Here is a 17,412-nt window from a genome sequence, read left to right as displayed (position 1 = left end):
ATGTCATCGAGCCCATCGATCGCGAGGTCGCCGACCGGCATGGCGCCGTCGGCCGGCACGCGGTCGAACACCAGCTGTGGCTCGAGCTCGCCGAAGTCCTTCAGTTCGGACAGCGGCGGCAATTCGTCCAGGCGCTTCAGCCCGAAATAATCGAGGAAGCCTCTGGTGGTGCCCAGCAACTCCGGGCGGCCGGGAACGTCGCGGTGGCCGACGACGCGGATCCATTCGCGTTCCTCGAGCGCCTTGATGATGTTGCTGCTGGTGGCCACGCCGCGCACCTGCTCGATCTCGCCGCGGGTGATCGGCTGGCGGTAGGCGATCAGTGCCAGGGTCTCCAGCGTGGCGCGCGTGTACTTCGTCTGGCGCTCCGTCCACAGCCGCGCGACCCAGGCGTGTACGTCGGCCCTTACCTGGTAGCGCCAGCCCGAGGCCACTTCAACCAGCTCCACGCCGCGCTGCGCACTTTCGGCCTGCAGCGCCTCGAGGGCCTGGGCGACGGCGTCGTCGGGCGCGGGCTCGTCGAGCGGGAACAGCGCGTCGAGCTGGGCGACCGTCAGCGGCTGGCTGCTTGCGAGCAGCGCGGCTTCGACGATGCGTTTGGTCAGGTCTTGATCCATGGAGGTCCCGTGGCGGACGTGGCGCGTCAGCGCGCCATGTCGTTTGTGGCGGTGTCGTCGTTGGCGTCGATGTCGTCGTCGAATTCGCTGGCGAACTCCAGCGGCGCGTCCGCGTCGTGGCCGATGGCCAGCGACTTGACGTAGATCGGCGCCAGCGGCCCCTCCTGCACGATGTCGAGCAGGCGTTCCTTGGCAAGTTCGAGGATCGACAGGAACGTGACGATGATGCCCAGCCGGCCCTCGCGCGCTTCGAACAGCTGCTCGAAGCGGTGGAAGGCGCCATCTTCGAGGCGGGCCAGCAGCTCGCCCATGCGCTGGCGGACGCTGAGCGCGTCGCGGCGGATGGCGTGGCCGGTGAACAGTTCGGCGCGCTTGAGCACATCGTGCAGGGCCAGCAGCATTTCGCGCAGGTCCACCGGCGGCGGCAGGCGCACCGAGGCGCGCTCGGGTACGTGCGCGCTGGCCACGGTGGTGTCGCGGTCGAGGCGGGGCAGGGTGTCGATGTCCTCGGCGGCCTGCTTGAAACGCTCGTATTCCTGCAGGCGGCGCACCAGGTCGGCGCGCGGGTCGTCCTCCAGGCCTTCTTCGCTCGGCGGCCGCGGCAGCAGCATCCTCGACTTGATCTCGGCCAGGATCGCGGCCATCACCAGGTACTCGGCGGCCAGTTCGAAACGCAGGTCCTGCATGACCCCGATATACGTCACGTACTGGCGGGTGATCTCCGCGACCGGGATGTCGAGGATGTCGAGGTTCTGGCGGCGGATCAGGTACAGCAGCAGGTCGAGCGGTCCTTCGAACGCCTCGAGGATGACCTCGAGCGCGTCGGGCGGGATGTACAGGTCCTGTGGGATCTGCAGCACCGCCTGGCCGTGCACCACCGCCAGCGGCATCTCCTGCTGCCGTGGACGCTCGTCGCCCGCCCGTGGTGCGGGAACGGCGGCGTCTGGCGCTTCGGCGGCGTTGGTGGCAGCTGGGGTCATCGGTGTTGCGGCCCCTCCGGGCCACTGGAACAAGAGGGAAGCGCACGCGGCGCGCTGCCTGGTGCCTCGGGTAAAAGTCTTGCGGCGGGAGCCGCGGTCTTGCTTCCGGACTCACGGCAGCTGCGCGCTACAACGCTGGGGCGTCGGCGGCGGTGGCCGGGTCGTCATCGGCGGGCCGGGAGGGGACAGGACGGGCGCGCTTGACGCCTCCGCTGCGTTCCGGCCTCGGAACTGGGCTTCAGGGTACGGGTAGCCGCGGTGGCTTGTCCAGCGCACCGATGAACCGCGTGCCCGGGCGTCGCCGCGCTAGCATGCACGCCTCCCTTTCCAGCACCGGAGCCATGGACCATGTGGTACGCCATCGAAGGTCGCGACGGACCGGATGTCCTTGCCAAACGCAACGCCGCGCGCGCCGACCACCTGGCTCGCCTCGAGCAGCTGCGCGACGAAGGCCGGCTGCTGCTGGCCGGTCCTTGCCCGGCGATCGACGCCGAGGATCCCGGGCCGGCCGGCTTCAGCGGCAGCATCGTGGTGGCGCGCTTCGCATCGCTGGACGAGGCGCGTGCCTGGGCCGATGCCGATCCCTACGTCGCGGGGGGCGTCTATGCGAGCGTCGAGGTCAGGCCGTTCCGCAAGGTGTTGCCCTGAGTCCGCACGCCGCCGCCGTGATCCGGTGAACCCGCGGGTGGCTGTTGCGACGCAGCATCGAGAGTCTTTGCCGACGCCTATGTAAACGCTTACATTGGGCTGCAGTCCCATCCAGCACTGGATCCGATGGCTGTCACCATCAAGGATGTCGCCCGTGAGGCAGGGGTTTCGGTCGCCACGGTGTCACGCGCGCTGAACGGGCAACCCAACGTCACCGCCCCGGTGCGCGCGCGCGTGCTGCAGGTCGCCAGCGACCTCCGCTACAGCCCGCATCACGCGGCCCGCGCACTCAGCAGCCGGCGCAGCCACACCATCGGCGTGGTGTTGCCCGACCTGCACGGCGAATTCTTCTCCGAACTGATCCGCGGCATCGGCCAGGCGGCGCGCGCCCATGGCCTGCTCCTGCTGTTGTCCAGCGACCATGGCGACGCCGGCGAGCAGGGCGCCGCCCTGCTGGCCATGCGCGGCCGCGTCGACGGCGTGCTGGTGATGGCACCGACCGACGGTGGCACCCGGTTCCTGGCCGACTATCTGGCGCCGAACCTGCCCGCGGTGTTGATCAACACCCGTGACCCCGACGGGGTGCGCCCATGGGTCCGCGTCGACAACCATGGCGGCGCTCGCGCCATGGTGCGGCATCTGGTGGACGCCGGCCGCCGGCGCATCGCCTTCATTGCCGGGCCGACGCAGAACCATGACGCGCGGGAGCGCCTGCGCGGCTATCGCGAGCAGCTCGCGGCAAGCCTTCCCGATGCCATCCCGGTGGTGGTGGAGGGCGACTTCGACGAATCTTCCGGCGCGCGCGCGGCGCGAATCCTGCTGGCGCAAGATCCGCGACCCGATGCCGTGTTCGCGGCCAACGATGCGATGGCGATCGGCTGCCTGGGTGCCTTTGTCGACGCGGGTGTGCAGGTGCCGGGGGAGATCGCGCTGGCTGGTTTCGACGACATCCCGCTGGCCCGCCACATGCACCCGGCACTCACCACCATGCGGGTAGACATCGCCGAGCTTGGGGCGTGCGCACTGGGCGTGCTGCTGCAGGCACGGTCGGGGGGCGATGTTGGAGGTACCAACGTGGAGGATGATGTGGGGGCGATCGCGCCGCAGCTCGTGGTCCGCGGGAGCACGGTGCGATGACGCGATTTCGCCACGAGATCCAGAACGACGCGCATGTTCAATCTGTCGATTGGGTTCAACTGGTGAGCGGCGTGGGTAGCCGTGGTACTGCCTGCGCGGCGCGAAGGAGGTCTCCGGCTTGACGCGGATGCAGTGGCCGGCTTCGTTGCGGGGGTTCTGCCTGGCGGCATGCGGACTGCTGCTCATGGCCTGTGGCCGCGAACAGCAGCAGGTGGAACCGCCGCGCCCCGGCCCGATCGAGGAGGTCGTGGTCACCGCGCCGGCCGATCCGCGCGCGGTCGGACCGCCCGAGCTCACGCCGCTGTTCGCCGACATCGAGAAGCGCACCTTCCAGTTCTTCTGGGATACAACCAACGAGGCCAACGGCATGACGCCCGACCGGTTTCCGTCGCGCCCGTTCGCCAGCATCGCCGCTATCGGGTTCGCGCTGACGGCGTATCCGGTGGGGATCGAGAACGGCTGGATCAGCCGACGCCAAGCGGTGGACCGCACCCTGCTTACGCTGCGCTTCCTGCGCGACGCGCGGCACGGACCGGGTGCGCGCGGCACCATCGGCCACAAGGGGTTTTTCTACCACTTCCTCGACATGCAGAGTGGGCACCGCTACGAGCCCTGGGTGGAGCTGTCCAGCGTCGACACCGGGCTGATGATGATGGGCGTGCTGTTCGCGCAGAGCTATTACGACCGCGACGACGCGCGTGAACAGGAGGTCCGCGAGATTGCGGAAGCGCTGTACCTGCGCGTCGAGTGGCCGTGGCTGCAGCAGCGGCCACCGTTGATCTCGATGGGCTGGTATCCGGAAAACGGCTTCATCGAGCATGACTGGACCGGCTACGACGAGGCGATGCTGGTCTACATCCTGGCGCTGGCGTCGCCCACGCATCCCGTGGAGCCGGAGGCCTGGACACGCTGGACCGCGACCTACGACGACAGCTGGGGCATCTACCAGGGGCAGGAATACCTGAGCTTCGCGCCGCAGTTCGGCCACCAGTACAGCCACGTCTGGATCGATTTCCGCGGCATCCGCGACGCCTACATGCGTGGGCGCGGCATCGACTACTTCGAGAATTCGCGGCGTGCGACCTACGCGCAGCGCTCGTACGCCATCGAGAACCCGATGGGTTGGGCCGGCTACGGCGCCGACATCTGGGGCCTGACCGCCAGCGACGGCCCGCAGCGTACCGAGCAGGTCTACGACGGTACGCCGCGCGAGTTCCGCCACTATTCCGCGCGCGGCGCCGGCATCGCGGTGGCCTTCGATGACGGCACCATCGCGCCGACGGCCGCGATCGGCTCGCTGCCGTTCGCACCGGAACTGGTGATCCCGGCCACCGAAGCGCTGCATGCCAGCCATGGCGAGTACCTGTATTCCAGCTACGGGTTCCTGGACGCGTTCAATCCCAGCTTCAATTACGACGTGCCGCTCAAGACCGGACGCATCGTGCCCGGCAAGGGCTGGGTGGCGAGCGACTACATCGGCATCGACCAGGGGCCGATCCTGTTGATGATCGCCAACTACCGGAACGGCTTTGTCTGGGAGGTCATGAAGCGCAATGCGCACATCCGCCGCGGCCTGGAACGCGCGGGCTTCAGGGGCGGCTGGCTGGGCGAGGCGCAGGTGCAGGGCGCCATGCCAGCGGCCGAGACTGAACGCGAAACCGAAGACGACGCCGTGCTCGAACCGGCGACGCCCTGATCCGCAATGACCGCATGGCTCCGGTGTTTCCGCGTTCTGGCACCCCTGAGGGTGGTGATGCTGCTGGCCGTCGTGCTCGTCGCGGGCTGCGCGCGCCAGGACGACGACGTGCTGCGCTTCTGGGCCATGGGCCGCGAGGCCGAGGTGGTCACGGAGCTGATAGCCGACTTCGAGCGTGAGCACCCGGGCATCCGCGTCGAGGTGCAGCACATCCCGTGGTCGGCGGCGCACGAGAAGCTGCTGACTGCCTTCGCCGGCGACGGGCTCCCCGACATCTGCCAGCTCGGCAACACCTGGATGCCGGAGTTTGCGGCCCTCGGCGTGCTCGAGCCGCTGCAGGACCGCGTGGACGCGTCGCCGGTGGTGCGCGAGGACGATTATTTCCCCGGCATCTGGGGCACCAATGTCATCGACGGCACGCTGCTCGGCGTGCCCTGGTACGTGGACACGCGCCTGCTGTACTACCGCAAGGACATCCTGCGCGCGGCCGGCGTCGAACGGCTGCCGGTGACGTGGGAGGAATGGCGCGTGGCCATGGCCGCCGTCCAGCGTGAGGTCGGGCCCGGGCGGCACGCGATCCTCATGCCGCTCAACGAGTTCGAGCCGCAGGTGTCGCTGGCCCTGCAGCAGGACGCCCCGATGCTGCGCGACGACAACGGACGCGGCAATTTCAGCTCGCCGGGCATCGGTCGTGCACTCGCGTTCTATGTCGACATGTTCGAACAGGGCTGGGCGCCGGCGGTGTCGGAAACCCAGATATCCAACGTCTGGGACGAGTTCTTCAAAGGCAGCTTCGCGTTCTACCTGTCCGGTCCCTGGAACATCCGCGAGTTCCGCCGCCGCGAGCCGCCGGCGCTCGCCGGCGAGTGGGGCACGATGGCCCTGCCGGGGCCCGACGGCCCCGGTGCCGGCATCGCCGGCGGCACCAGCCTGGTGCTGTTCCGCGATTCGCCGCGCAAGGAGGCGGCATGGAAGCTGGTCGAGTATCTTTCCCGCCCCGATGTCCAGAAGCGCTTCCACGCGATGATCGGCAATCTGCCGCCGCGACGCAGTACCTGGGAGGATCCGGCGCTGGCCAACGATGAACGCTCGCGCGCCTTCCGCGACCAGCTCGAGCGCGTCGAGCCGACGCCGCAGGTGCTGGAATGGGAGCGCATCGCGCAGGAGCTGCGTCTTGCCACCGAGCGCGTCGTGCGCGGCCGCGAATCGCAATCCGAGGCCATGCGCCGGCTCGACGCCAAGGTCGACGACATCCTCGCCAAACGGCGCTGGGTACGCGCGCGCAAGACGGAGGCAGCGCCTTGAACCGCGCCGCGCTGGCCGGGTGGCTGTTCGCGGCGCCGGCGCTGCTGGTGCTCGGCGTGTTTTTCGCGCTGCCCGTCCTGTCGGCGCTGCTGATCAGCCTCACCGACTTCGATCTCTATGCGCTGGCCGAGCCTGGCAACCTGCGCTTCGTGGCGCTGGGCAACTACATCGACCTGCTGCAGACGCCGCTGTTCTGGAAGGCGCTGTGGAACACCAGTTACTTCGTGGTGGTGGGCGTGCCGCTGTCGGTGGCGGTGTCCCTGGGCGCGGCGCTGCTGCTGAACTCGGGGCTGGCGCGCGCCAGGGCGTTCTTCCGCACCGCGCTGTTCGCGCCGGTGGTCACAACCCTCGTGGCGGTGGCTGTGATCTGGCGCTACCTGTTCCATTCCAGTTACGGGCTGGTGAACTGGGCGCTGGGGCACGTCGGCATCGGCCCGGTCGACTGGCTCGGCGATCCGGCCTGGGCCATGCCAACCATCATCCTGTTCGCCGTGTGGAAGAACTTCGGCTACAACATGGTGATCTTCATCGCCGGGCTGCAGGCGATCCCGGTCGACCTGTACGAAGCCGCGCGCATCGACGGCGCCTCGCGCTGGCGCCAGTTCCTGCACATCACCCTGCCGATGCTCGGGCCGGTGCTGCTGGTGGTCGGGGTGATCACCGTCTCCGGCTACTTCCAGCTGTTTGCCGAGCCTTACGTCATGACCCGCGGCGACCCGCTGCAGTCGACGGTCAGCGTGCTGTATTTCATGTTCGAGGAAGGCTTCAAGTGGTGGAACCTCGGGCGCGCCTCGGCGGTGGCGTTCATGCTGTTCCTGGTGATCCTGGCCGTGACGACACTGCTGCTGCGCATCGGGCGACGTCGGGGGCTGGTATGAGCCGCGGCGTGGGCGAAGCGCGTAGCGCGGTGCTGCTGGTCAACGGCGCGCTCGCCGTGCTGGCGCTGCTCAGCCTGGCGCCGCTGGCGTGGATGGCGTCCGTGTCGTTCATGCCGGCCGGCGAGGCCAGCGGGTTCCCGCCGCCGCTGGTGCCTTCGCAGGCCACGCTGGCGAACTACCACGCGCTGTTCGCGCGCACCGGCATGGCACGCAATTTCGCCAACAGCCTGCTGGTGTCCGTGGCGATCACCGCGGGTTCGCTGCTGGTCAACACCATGGCCGGTTACGCCTTTGCCAAGCTGCGCTTCCGCGGCCGCGAGCGCGTGTTCCAGATGCTGCTGGCGGCGCTGGTGGTGCCCGCGCAGGTGGCGATGCTGCCGCTGTTCCTGCTGATGAAGGAACTCGGCCTGGTCAACAGCTTCGGCGGCGTGATTTTCCCGGCGCTGGCCTCGGTGTTCGGCATCTTCCTGGTCAGGCAATACGCGCGTTCGATCCCGGACGAACTGCTGGAAGCCGCGCGCATCGACGGCGCCGGCGAGCCGCGCATCTTCTTCCAGGTGGTGCTGCCGATGCTCAAGCCGGTGCTGGTGACGCTCGCCATCTTCACCTTCATGGGCTCCTGGAACGACTTCATGTGGCCGTTGATCGTGCTCACCGAGCAGGCGAACTACACGCTCCCTGTGGCGCTGGCGTCGCTGTCGCGCGAGCACATCATGGACGTGGAGATGATGATGGCCGGCGCGGTGGTGACCGTGCTGCCGGTGCTGCTGCTGTTCCTGGCGCTGCAGCGCTACTACATCCAGGGCCTGCTGCTGGGCAGCGTAAAGGGGTGATTGCGGTGCCGAAGAACGTGCTGTTGCGTGCGGTGCTGGCCGTGGCCGGCATGGCCGCGTTTCCGGCGGTGGCGCAGGAGGTGCTGTCCACGCGCGTGCTGGATGATTTCTCCGATCCCGCGGCATGGCGCGTGGTCACCTCCAACCAGGTCAGCGGCACGATCCGCCAGGTCGACGGCGCCGATGGCGCGGCACTGTGCCTCGACTACGACTTCAACGGCGTCTCCGGCCATGCAGGCATCCAGCGCGATCTGGCCATCACCTATCCCGGCAACTACCGCTTCGATCTGCAGCTGCGCGGCAACGCGCCGGCCAACGACCTGCAGTTCAAGCTGGTGGATGCCAGCGGCGACAACGTGTGGTGGGTGAACCAGCCGAAGTACGAGCTTCCCAGGCGCTGGACCCCGGTGCGCCACAAGGCGCGCCACGTGGTGCGCGCCTGGGGGCCGGATGCGGCTCCTGCGCTGCGCGCCAGCAGCCGGATCGAGTTCACGGTGTACAACAACGTCGGCGGGCGCGGATCGGTGTGTTTCGATGCGCTGACCTTCAGCGAACTGGCGCCGGTCGATGCCAGCCCGTTGTCGGCCGCGGCATCGGCCACGGCGGGCGATGCCGCGGCGGCGGTCGACGGGAATACCGCGACTGCATGGCGCGCCGCGAACGTCGCGCCGGCCGGGCAGCGGCTGGTGCTCGATCTCGGCAGCATCCGCGAATTCGGCGGGCTGGTGCTCGACTGGCTGCCCGGCGCACAGGCCGCGCGCTACGACGTGCAGTTGTCCGACGACGGCCTGGTTTGGCGCGATGTGCGCAACGTGGCGGGCGGCAACGGTGGGCGCGACTGGATCGCGCTGCCGGAGGCCGAGGCGCGCTACCTGGCGCTGGACCTGCGCGCGGGACCAGGCGACCGCTTCGCGCTGGCCGCGGCGCGCGTGCAGCCATTGGCCTTCTCGGCGCACGCAAATGATTTCGTGAAAGCGGTGGCCGCCGACGCACCGCGCGGCTGGTTCCCGCGCGGCTTCAGCGGCGAGCAGCCGTACTGGACGATCGTCGGCCTTGACGGCGGCCTGCAGCAGGGCCTGATCGGCGAGGACGGCGCGATCGAGGTGGGCAAGGGCGGTTTCAGCCTCGAGCCGTTCGTGACCGTGGACGGCAAGCTCGTGACCTGGGCGGATGCGGCGCCTCGCCAGTCCTTGCAGGACGGCTATCTGCCGGTGCCGAGCGTCGACTGGCGGCATGGGGACATGGCGCTGCGCATCACCGCCTTCGCGCAGGGCACGCCGGCCGCCTCGCAGCTGGTGGCGCGCTACAGGCTGGCCAATACCGGTGCCCGCGCCCGCGAGTTCACGCTCGCGCTGGCCGCGCGGCCGCTGCAGGTCAATCCGCCCGCGCAGTTCCTCAACACGCTGGGCGGCGTGAGCCGCATCCAGTCGATCGCGGTGGATGGCGGCACCATCAGCGTCGCCGGTGTGCCGCGCGTGTTCGCCAAGCAGGTGCCGACCGCCGCGTTCGCGACCTCGTTCGATGCCGGCATGGCCGTGTCCCATCTCGCGGGCGGCAAGCTGCCAGCGGCCACGCGCATCGATCGCGATCCCACGGGGCTTGCATCGGCGGCACTGGTCTATCGCATGCGCCTGGCGCCCGGCGAGGTGCGAAGCATCGAGGTGATGGTGCCGATGACCGGCGGCAGCGGACCGGCGCGGCGCTGGTGGGATGCCGATTCGCTGCAGCAGGAGGTCGCCGCTGGCTGGCGCGGCAAGCTCGACCAGGTGCGGCTGGACCTGCCGCCGCAGGGCCAGGTGCTGGCGGATACCCTGCGCACGGCGCTGGCGCACATGCTGATCAGCCGTGTGGGACCGCGCCTGCAGCCCGGCACGCGCGCCTATGCGCGCAGCTGGATCCGCGACGGCGCGATGATCGCCGAGGGACTGCTGCGGCTGGGGCGTGATGACGCGGTGCGCGAATACCTGGAGTGGTACGCACCGCACCAGTTCGACGACGGCATGGTGCCGTGCTGCGTCGACGACCGTGGCAGCGACCCGGTACCGGAGAACGACAGCCACGGCGAGCTGGTGTTCACCATCGCCGAATACTGGCGCTACAGCGGCGACCGCGCGTTCCTGGAGCGCATGTGGCCGCACGTGCGCGGTGCGTTCGACTACATGGAACGCCTGCGCGCGAGCGAGCGCACACAGGCCAACCGCGCGCGCAACCCGGCCTTCTACGGAATGATGCCGGCGTCGATCAGCCACGAAGGCTATTCGGCCAAGCCGATGCATTCCTACTGGGACAACTTCTGGGCGCTGCGCGGCTACAAGGACGCGGTGGTGGTGGCGGAGGCCCTCGGCCACCTGGATGACGCCGCGCGCATGGCCGCCGCGCGCGACCAGTTCCGCGAAGACCTGGATGCGTCCCTGCGCGCCGCCGCGCGGCTGCACGGCATCGACTACCTGCCCGGTGCCGCGGAACTCGGCGACTTCGATGCCACATCGACCACCATTGCGCTTGCGCCGGGTGGCGAGCAGGGGCGGCTGCCCACCGACCTGCTGCACAACACGTTCGAGCGCTACTGGCGGGAATTCAGCGCGCGCCGCGACGGCACGCGCGAGTGGACCGCCTACACGCCGTACGAGTGGCGCAATGTCGGCGCCTTCGTGCGCCTGGGCTGGCGCGAGCGCGCGCAGGAAGCGGCGCAATGGTTCTTCGCCGACCGCGCGCCGCCGGCCTGGAACCAGTGGGCCGAGGTGGTCACGCCCACGCCGCGCACGCCGTTCTTCCTCGGCGACCTGCCGCACGCCTGGGTGGCGTCGGACTTCGTGCGCTCGGCGCTGGACATGTTCGCCTACGTGCGCGAGGTCGACGACAGCATCGTGCTTGCGGCCGGGGTGCCCGAGGACTGGCTGGCGCATGGCGTTGCCATCCACGGCCTGCGGACGCCGCAGGGCACGCTCGGCTACGCGCTGCGCCGCGAAGGCGGGGCGCTGGTGCTCGAGGTCGCGGACGGCCTGCAGCCGCCGGCGGGCGGTCTTGTCCTGCCCTGGCCCTGTCGCGGGTCCACGCCCGGTGCCACGACGATCAACGGCGTGCCGGCTGCGTGGCAGGACGGCGAGCTGCGCATTCGCGAGCTGCCCGCACGCGTGGAGGTGGCGCTGCGCTGAGTCCCGCGGCCACATCCCGATCACGTCGCGGCGGATAGAACAGGCGGTGCCGCGCCATCGCGGCGCGAAAACCTGGAGCCCGCCCTGGCCACCGTCGATCCGTCCGCGCCCCTGTCGCCGCATGCCACCGCCTGGTGGACGCTGCAGCGCGCCGATGACCCGGTGTTCGCCACCGCCATCCACGACGGGCACGCACTGCGCCCGGAGGTCGCGGCCGCGATGCGCCTGCCAGACGACGAGCGCCTGCGCGAAGAGGACCCGTTCACCGGGCAGGCGATCGCCGGCGTGCCGGGCCGTGTGGTGGTGCACCGCTCGCGGTTCGAGGTCGACCTCAACCGCGGGGTGGAGCAGGCCGTGTACCGCGTGCCGGAACAGTGCTGGGGCCTTCGCCTGTGGGACGCGCCGCCGGACGAGGCCTTCGTGCAGCAGTCGCTGCGCCTGCACCACGCCTTCTATCGCACCCTCGCCACCGTGTTCGACGACCTCGTGCGCCATCACGGCCGGTTCGTGGTGTTCGACGTGCACAGCTACAACCATCGACGCGATGGCCCGGCCGCCGCGGCGACGCCGGCGGAGGATGCGCCCGAGGTCAACATCGGCAGCTGGTCGATGCCGCGCGGGCGCTGGGCGGGCCTGCTCGACCCGCTCATGGACACCATGCGCGCGGTCGACTTCAACGGCCGCCAGGCCGACGTGCGCGAGAACATCGCCTTCCAGGGACGAGGCGAGCTCGCGCGCTTCGTGCATGCGCGCTATCCGGAAACCGGCTGCGCGATCGCGCTGGAGTTCAAGAAGACCTTCATGGACGAATGGACCGGCGTTCCGGATCCTGCGGAGCTTGCGGGCATGCGCCGCCTGGTCGATGCCGCGGCGGCCCATGCCCGCGAGTGGCTGGCGGATGCCTGAGCCCGCGCACCCCGCGCCGCGCGTGCAGAAGCCGCCGGCACCCGACTTCGGCCAGGGCGCCTGGCGCCGCGAGCTCGACGCCGGCGGGCGCGTGCACATCGACCGGCCGTTGCCGTTCCTGGTGCTGAACCGCCATGCCGACGCCGCCGCGAGCATCGCGCGCCGGCTGGCCACCATCAGCGCGGCGCACCTGGTGTGGCCGGAGGGTGGCGACGCCGATGCCGGCGCGGTCACGCGCCTCGATGCGGTGCTGGCGCACCAGGTCCGTGACTTCCCGAACTACCTGCTGCTGTGGCTGCACGACCTGCCACGCGATGCTTCGATCGCCGAGGACAGCACACGCCTGGAGCCGTTCCGCTTCACCGTGTCGGCAAGCGGCGGGGCTGCGGCCCACGCCGCCGCACGCCGCCTGCGGGTCGCGCTGGCCGGGGCCTGCATCGAGCTTCGTGAAGCCGTGATCGAAGAGTCCGGCGTGCCCGACCTGCCTGCGGCGCTCGCCGCCCTGGTGGAACGCAGCGACGGCATCGGCGTGCTGTCGCTGGGTCTGCCGCGGATCTACCTCGCCCCGGGCAGCGATGCGGTCTATCCGCAGGTGTTCCAGGAGCTGGAAACGCTCGCCTTCGATGCCGTGTTGCAGGCCCTGGCGGCATTCGTCGAGGCCGCCACGCCAGGCATCCGCGTTCCGCACCGCACCCTGGGGCGCAGCCGCTTCATCAAGGCCGCGGTGGCCGTCGACCGCGAACTGGCGGCCATCAGCGCGTCGTTCGATTTCCTGCTCTCGGTCTCGCCGATCAACACCGTCGAGGCCATGGAGCGCTACCACGCTGCCGGACGCGAGCATGCGCCGGAGTTCCGCTACCGGCCGTTGACGGTCAGTCCCGAACTCTCCAAGCGCGCGCTGTACTCGATCGACGTCCGCGCAGTGGAAGATCCCGTGCTTGAACAGCTGTTCCTGCAGAAACAACGCGAGCTCGACCTGCAGCTGACCATGCTCCAGGGCCGCAACACGCCGGCGTTCAAATACGCCTCGATCATCCAGTACGGCGCCATCGAGGCACCACTGCTGGAGGAGGCGCGCGGGATCCTCGCGCGCGTCGACGCCACCGACGATCGCGAAGACACCGCCTGTGTCGATTGCCACGCGGTGCGCGAAGCCGCGGAAGCCGTGATTGCCGGCTACCGGCACAAGGCGCCGCTGTTCAAGGCCGAGGTCTGCCTGCGCGACGACATCGCCCCCGGGCTGATGGTGTCGGGGCGCTCGGTGCTGGTGTCCACCGCCACGCGCATGCGCCGCTGGCGGCTGGATGCGCTGCTGCAGCACGAAATCGGCGTGCACGTGCTCACCTGCGTCAACGGCGGCGCGCAGGGCCTGTCGATCTTCGGCAGCGGCCTTGCCGGCTACGAGGGTATCCAGGAAGGCCTTGGCGTGTTCGCGGAGTTCCTTGTCGGCGGCCTGGGTCGGTCGCGCCTGCGGCTGCTCGCGGCGCGGGTGGTGGTGGTCGATGCGATGCTCGACGGCGCGGGGTTCGTCGACTGCGATCGCATGCTGCGCCGCGATCACGGCTTCGGTGCGCGTGCCGCGTTCACCGTCGTCGCCCGTGTGTTCCGCTCCGGTGGCCTCGCCAAGGACGCGATCTACCTGCGCGGGCTGAACGAGGTCTTTGCCTGGGTCGCCGGTGGAAAGCCGCTGGACGCGTTCTGGACCGGCAAGATCGCCGCCTCCCATGTCCCGGTGGTCGATGAGTTGCGCGCGCGCGGAATCCTGCGCGAGCCGGCCGTGCTACCCGAATTCCTCTCGCGGCCGGAGGCGCGTGCCCGGCTGGCGCGCGTGCGCGGCGGCGAACCCTTCCTCGAACTTGTGCAGGGCTGAAACCATGCTGATCGCCTTCTATGTCAACGACCTCGAAACCGAGTACGCCGGCTACACCACCACCGTGCTCGCCCACGAGGCATCTCGCCGTGGCCACGACGTCTGCTACATGACGCCGGGCGATTTCGTGCTCGGCAACGACGACCGCATGCGCGCACACGTGCACCTCGTGCCGGCGCAGAAAACCGGCAAGCGCACGCAGGAGAAGTTCTTCGCCGACCTGCAGGCCGTCACCCGCAAGAAGCTGGTCGACATCACCGACATCGACGTGCTGATGCTGCGCAGCGACCCGTCGAACGACGCGGCGACGCGGCCTTGGGCGGAATCGGTGGGCGTCCAGTTCGGCCGACTGGCGGCCATGCGTGGCTGCCTGGTACTCAACGACCCCGACGCGCTGGCGAAGGCAGCCAACAAGCTGTACTTCCAGTCGTTCCCGCGCGCGGTGCGGGCCGAGACCCTGATCAGCCGCCAGGCGTCAGACATCAAGGCCTTCGCCAAGCGGCATGCCGGCAACATCGTGCTCAAGCCGCTGCAGGGCTCGGGCGGGCAGGGTGTGTTCCTGGTGGACCAGAAGTCCGGCGGCAACCTCAACCAGATGATCGAGGCGATCGGCCGCGACGGCTACATCATCGCCCAGGCGTGGGTGCCCGAAGCGGAGAAGGGCGACATCCGCCTGTTCCTGATGAATGGCGTGCCGCTCGAAGTCGACGGCAAGTACGCGGCGATGCGCCGCGTCGGCGCCAAGGAGGACATCCGCAGCAACATCCACGCCGGTGGCAAGGCCAAGCCGGTGCGCATCACCGAGCGCGAACTGCGCGTCGCCGAACTGATCCGGCCGAAGCTGGTGCGAGATGGCATGTTCCTGGTCGGCATCGACATCATCGGCGACACCATCCTCGAGGTGAACGTGTTCTCGCCCGGAAACCTCGGCTCGTGCAGCGCGCTGGCCGGGGTCAACTTCGCGGAGCGGATCGTGGCGTCGATCGAACGCAAGCTGGAAGTGGCCGCGGGCTTCCCGGGGCATTTCGACAACCGCGCGCTTGCGGTGCTGTGAGTCGCCACGAGGGAGCGCCGCGCGCGGTCAGGGACACCACAGGATGCGCAGCGGTGCGCCCGGGGTCAGGAACGCGATGCGCACGGGGAACTCCGCGGGGTCGTCGCCGTCCAGCACTCGCTCGAGCAGGGCGCGCTTGTGCAGGCCGCGGATCAGCAGGAAGCGGCTGTGCGCTGGCGCCATGCCGGCCGGCGTCATGCTGATGCGGCGCGGCCATTCGCCGGCAGCCGCGCAACCGCGGGCGTCCACCGCGACGTAGGCGCGCGTCGATGCGAGCGCGTCGTCCAGCCCGCGCATGCCCGGGAACAGCGACGCCGTATGCCCGTCCTCGCCCATGCCCAGCACGACCACGCCCGCGGCCTGCCGCGCGTGCATGTTGGCGGTGGTCACCGCCTCCTCGATGCTGCGCCCGGCGCGGGTGATCGCTTCGAAGCGCGCGCGCGCGGCGTGATTGCGCAGCAGCGTGTCGCGCACGAGGCGGGCATTGCTGTCAGCGTCTTCGGGCAGCAGCCAGCGTTCGTCCACCAGCGCCACATCGACGCGATCCCATTCGATCGGTGCCCGCGACAGCGCGTCATAGGCCGGGCCCGGGGTGTGGCCGCCCGACAGCAGCAGGCGGGCGCGCGGTTGCTGCTCCAGGTCGCGCTTGAGCGCCGCGGAGATCGACACCGCGGCCGCCCAGGCCCATTGCGTGGCGTCCTGGAACGCCTGGAACTGCACGCGGCCCTCGAGCAGGGTGTCACCGGCGTGCACGGCGCCGCGTCCGCTCACACGGCGCGCCGACGCGGCGTGGCGAGTGCCGGCAGCGGTGCAGGGTGGGCGTGGGCGCCGGACAGCGGGTGCATGTCGTACATGTCGTGCATGTCGGCGCCTCCGTGGGTCAGTAGGGCAGCGGGTCGGCGAGTGCACGCCCGTTGCTGGCGATGACCCCCGAGTACCAGCGCGCACTGTCCTTCGGCGTGCGCTGCTGGGTGGCGTAGTCGACGTGCACGATGCCGAAGCGCTTGGAGTAGCCCAACGACCATTCCAGGTTGTCGAGCAGCGACCAGGCCATGTAGCCACGCACGTCGACGCCCGCGGCGATGGCGTCGTGCACCGCGCTGATGTGCTTGCGCAGGTAATCGATGCGCAACGGGTCGCGCACGCGGCCGCCCTCCGCCACCGGCGGGTCGAAGAACGCCGCGCCGTTCTCGGTGATGTACAGGGGCAGGTCGCCGTAGGTGTCCTTGAACCAGAGCAGCAGTTCGGTGAGCGCCTTGGGGAACACTTCCCAGCCGGTTTCGGTGTAGGTGGCACCCGGCTGGCGCACGGCGCCGGCGCGCAGCGGGTAGCTGGCGTCGGCGCGGGTCACGCTGCGCGTGTAGTAGTTGATGCCGACGAAATCCAGCGGCTGGCGGATCAGTTCGAAGTCGGCGGCATCGATCTCGGGCCAGGCGTCGCCGAACACCTCGGCAAGCTCGGGTGGGTAGCAGCCGAGCAGGGCGGGGTGCAGGTACTGCTCGTTCATGTAGGCGTGCGCGCGCATGACCGCGGCGGCGTCTTCAGTCGAGTCGCTGGCCGGATGCTTGGGCTCGATGTTGACCACCAGCCCGATCTCGTGCCGGCCCTCCGCGCGGTACGCCTGCACCGCGGCGCCATGCGCGCGCATCAGGTTGTGCGAGGCGATGGGTGCCTCGTAGCGGCTGCGGTGGCCGGGTGCCAGCGCGCCGTGCAGGTAGCCTCCATCGGTGATCACCCACGGCTCGTTGAGCGTCACCCACTTCTTCACCCGCCCGTCGAGCGCGCGGTACAGGGTGGTGCCGTATTCGGCGAACCAGTCGGCGCAGTCGCGGTTGAGCCAGCCGCCCCTGTCGTCCAGGGCCGCGGGCAGGTCCCAGTGGAACAACGTGAGCAAGGGCTCGATGTCGTTGGCCAGCAGTTCGTCGACCAGCCGCGAGTAGAAATCCACGCCGGCCTGGTTGACGCGGCCGATGCCCTCGGGATGGATCCGCGACCACGACACGCTGAAGCGGTAGGCCTTCAGGCCGAGCTCGCGCATCAGCGCCACGTCTTCCTTCCAGCGGTTGTAGTGGTCGCAGGCGACATCGCCGGTGTCGCCGTTCAAGGTCATGCCCGGGGTATGCGCGAAGCGCGTCCAGATGCTCGGGCCGGCGCCGTCGGCCATGGGCGATCCCTCGATCTGGTGCGCGGCGGTGGCGGCGCCCCAGAGGAAGCCCTCCGGGAAGCGCAGGTCGCGGGTCGGGGGAGCATCGGTCGGCATCGTTGGCAGGTCCGGAGTCGTGCGGGCTGGAAGCGGTTACATGCCAGAATAGCGGAAGCCGTCCGGTGCGTTG

At 69.7% G+C, this 17,412-nt stretch carries 13 protein-coding genes and 1 pseudogene; 10 read left to right on the top strand and 4 right to left on the bottom strand.

Annotated elements, in window-relative coordinates:
- Positions 1-35: 35 nt before the first annotated feature.
- Positions 36-617, bottom strand: a pseudogene (scpB, locus tag IDM46_RS07425) (SMC-Scp complex subunit ScpB); the annotation flags it as partial.
- Between the two features lie 26 nt (positions 618-643).
- Entirely contained in the window at positions 644-1,597 is a 954-nt protein-coding gene (locus IDM46_RS07420; protein WP_182820935.1) for a ScpA family protein, read from the bottom strand.
- A gap of 348 nt (positions 1,598-1,945) precedes the next feature.
- Between IDM46_RS07420 and IDM46_RS07415 the strand changes: the two genes are divergently transcribed.
- The 10 genes from IDM46_RS07415 to IDM46_RS07370 all read left to right on the top strand — a co-directional run bounded on the left by IDM46_RS07415 (position 1,946) and on the right by IDM46_RS07370 (position 15,079).
- Positions 1,946-2,245: a YciI family protein gene (locus IDM46_RS07415; RefSeq protein ID WP_185115348.1), complete on the top strand. Its 300-nt coding sequence runs from the start codon at positions 1,946-1,948 to the stop codon at positions 2,243-2,245.
- Positions 2,246-2,371: 126 nt separating this feature from the next.
- On the top strand, positions 2,372-3,382 hold the full coding sequence (locus tag IDM46_RS07410) for a LacI family DNA-binding transcriptional regulator (RefSeq protein WP_185115347.1): 1,011 nt from the start codon (positions 2,372-2,374) through the stop codon (positions 3,380-3,382).
- Positions 3,383-3,566: 184 nt separating this feature from the next.
- The gene (locus IDM46_RS07405; RefSeq protein WP_223878063.1) at positions 3,567-5,078 is read left to right on the top strand and encodes a glucoamylase family protein; all 1,512 of its coding nucleotides are present in this window, start codon (positions 3,567-3,569) and stop codon (positions 5,076-5,078) included.
- A 57-nt stretch (positions 5,079-5,135) separates the two neighbouring features.
- Positions 5,136-6,383, top strand: coding sequence for a sugar ABC transporter substrate-binding protein (locus IDM46_RS07400; RefSeq protein WP_223877929.1), 1,248 nt, complete (start codon positions 5,136-5,138; stop codon positions 6,381-6,383).
- Positions 6,380-7,261 carry a sugar ABC transporter permease gene (locus IDM46_RS07395; protein ID WP_185115345.1) on the top strand — a complete coding sequence of 294 codons (882 nt, stop codon included), beginning with the start codon at positions 6,380-6,382 and terminating at the stop codon, positions 7,259-7,261. Before IDM46_RS07400 ends, IDM46_RS07395 begins: the two co-directional genes overlap by 4 nt.
- Positions 7,258-8,094: a carbohydrate ABC transporter permease gene (locus IDM46_RS07390; protein WP_182820948.1), complete on the top strand. Its 837-nt coding sequence runs from the start codon at positions 7,258-7,260 to the stop codon at positions 8,092-8,094. Before IDM46_RS07395 ends, IDM46_RS07390 begins: the two co-directional genes overlap by 4 nt.
- A 50-nt stretch (positions 8,095-8,144) precedes the next feature.
- Entirely contained in the window at positions 8,145-11,249 is a 3,105-nt protein-coding gene (locus tag IDM46_RS07385; RefSeq protein ID WP_185115576.1) for a discoidin domain-containing protein, read from the top strand.
- A 162-nt stretch (positions 11,250-11,411) separates the two neighbouring features.
- Entirely contained in the window at positions 11,412-12,155 is a 744-nt protein-coding gene (locus tag IDM46_RS07380) for an N-formylglutamate amidohydrolase (protein ID WP_221441845.1), read from the top strand.
- Positions 12,148-14,025, top strand: coding sequence for a flavohemoglobin expression-modulating QEGLA motif protein (locus IDM46_RS07375; protein ID WP_185115344.1), 1,878 nt, complete (start codon positions 12,148-12,150; stop codon positions 14,023-14,025). The genes IDM46_RS07380 and IDM46_RS07375 overlap by 8 nt, the downstream gene beginning before the upstream one ends.
- Before the next feature lie 4 nt (positions 14,026-14,029).
- Entirely contained in the window at positions 14,030-15,079 is a 1,050-nt protein-coding gene (locus IDM46_RS07370) for a glutathione synthetase (RefSeq protein ID WP_185115343.1), read from the top strand.
- A gap of 27 nt (positions 15,080-15,106) precedes the next feature.
- Here IDM46_RS07370 and pgl read toward each other — a convergent pair whose 3' ends face one another.
- Together pgl and IDM46_RS07360 are read right to left on the bottom strand one after the other, a co-directional pair.
- Positions 15,107-15,832: a 6-phosphogluconolactonase gene (gene pgl, locus IDM46_RS07365; RefSeq protein ID WP_223877928.1), complete on the bottom strand. Its 726-nt coding sequence runs from the start codon at positions 15,830-15,832 to the stop codon at positions 15,107-15,109.
- A gap of 127 nt (positions 15,833-15,959) precedes the next feature.
- Positions 15,960-17,339, bottom strand: a complete 1,380-nt coding sequence (locus tag IDM46_RS07360) for a GH1 family beta-glucosidase (RefSeq protein WP_185115342.1) — start codon at positions 17,337-17,339, stop codon at positions 15,960-15,962.
- Between the last annotated feature and the right edge of the window lie 73 nt (positions 17,340-17,412).

The sequence above is a fragment of the Luteimonas sp. MC1825 genome (assembly GCF_014764385.1).
Taxonomy (GTDB): Bacteria; Pseudomonadota; Gammaproteobacteria; order Xanthomonadales; family Xanthomonadaceae; genus Luteimonas.
Note: the sequence above shows the minus strand (reverse complement) of the source record. Positions and strands in the feature narration are given on the sequence as shown.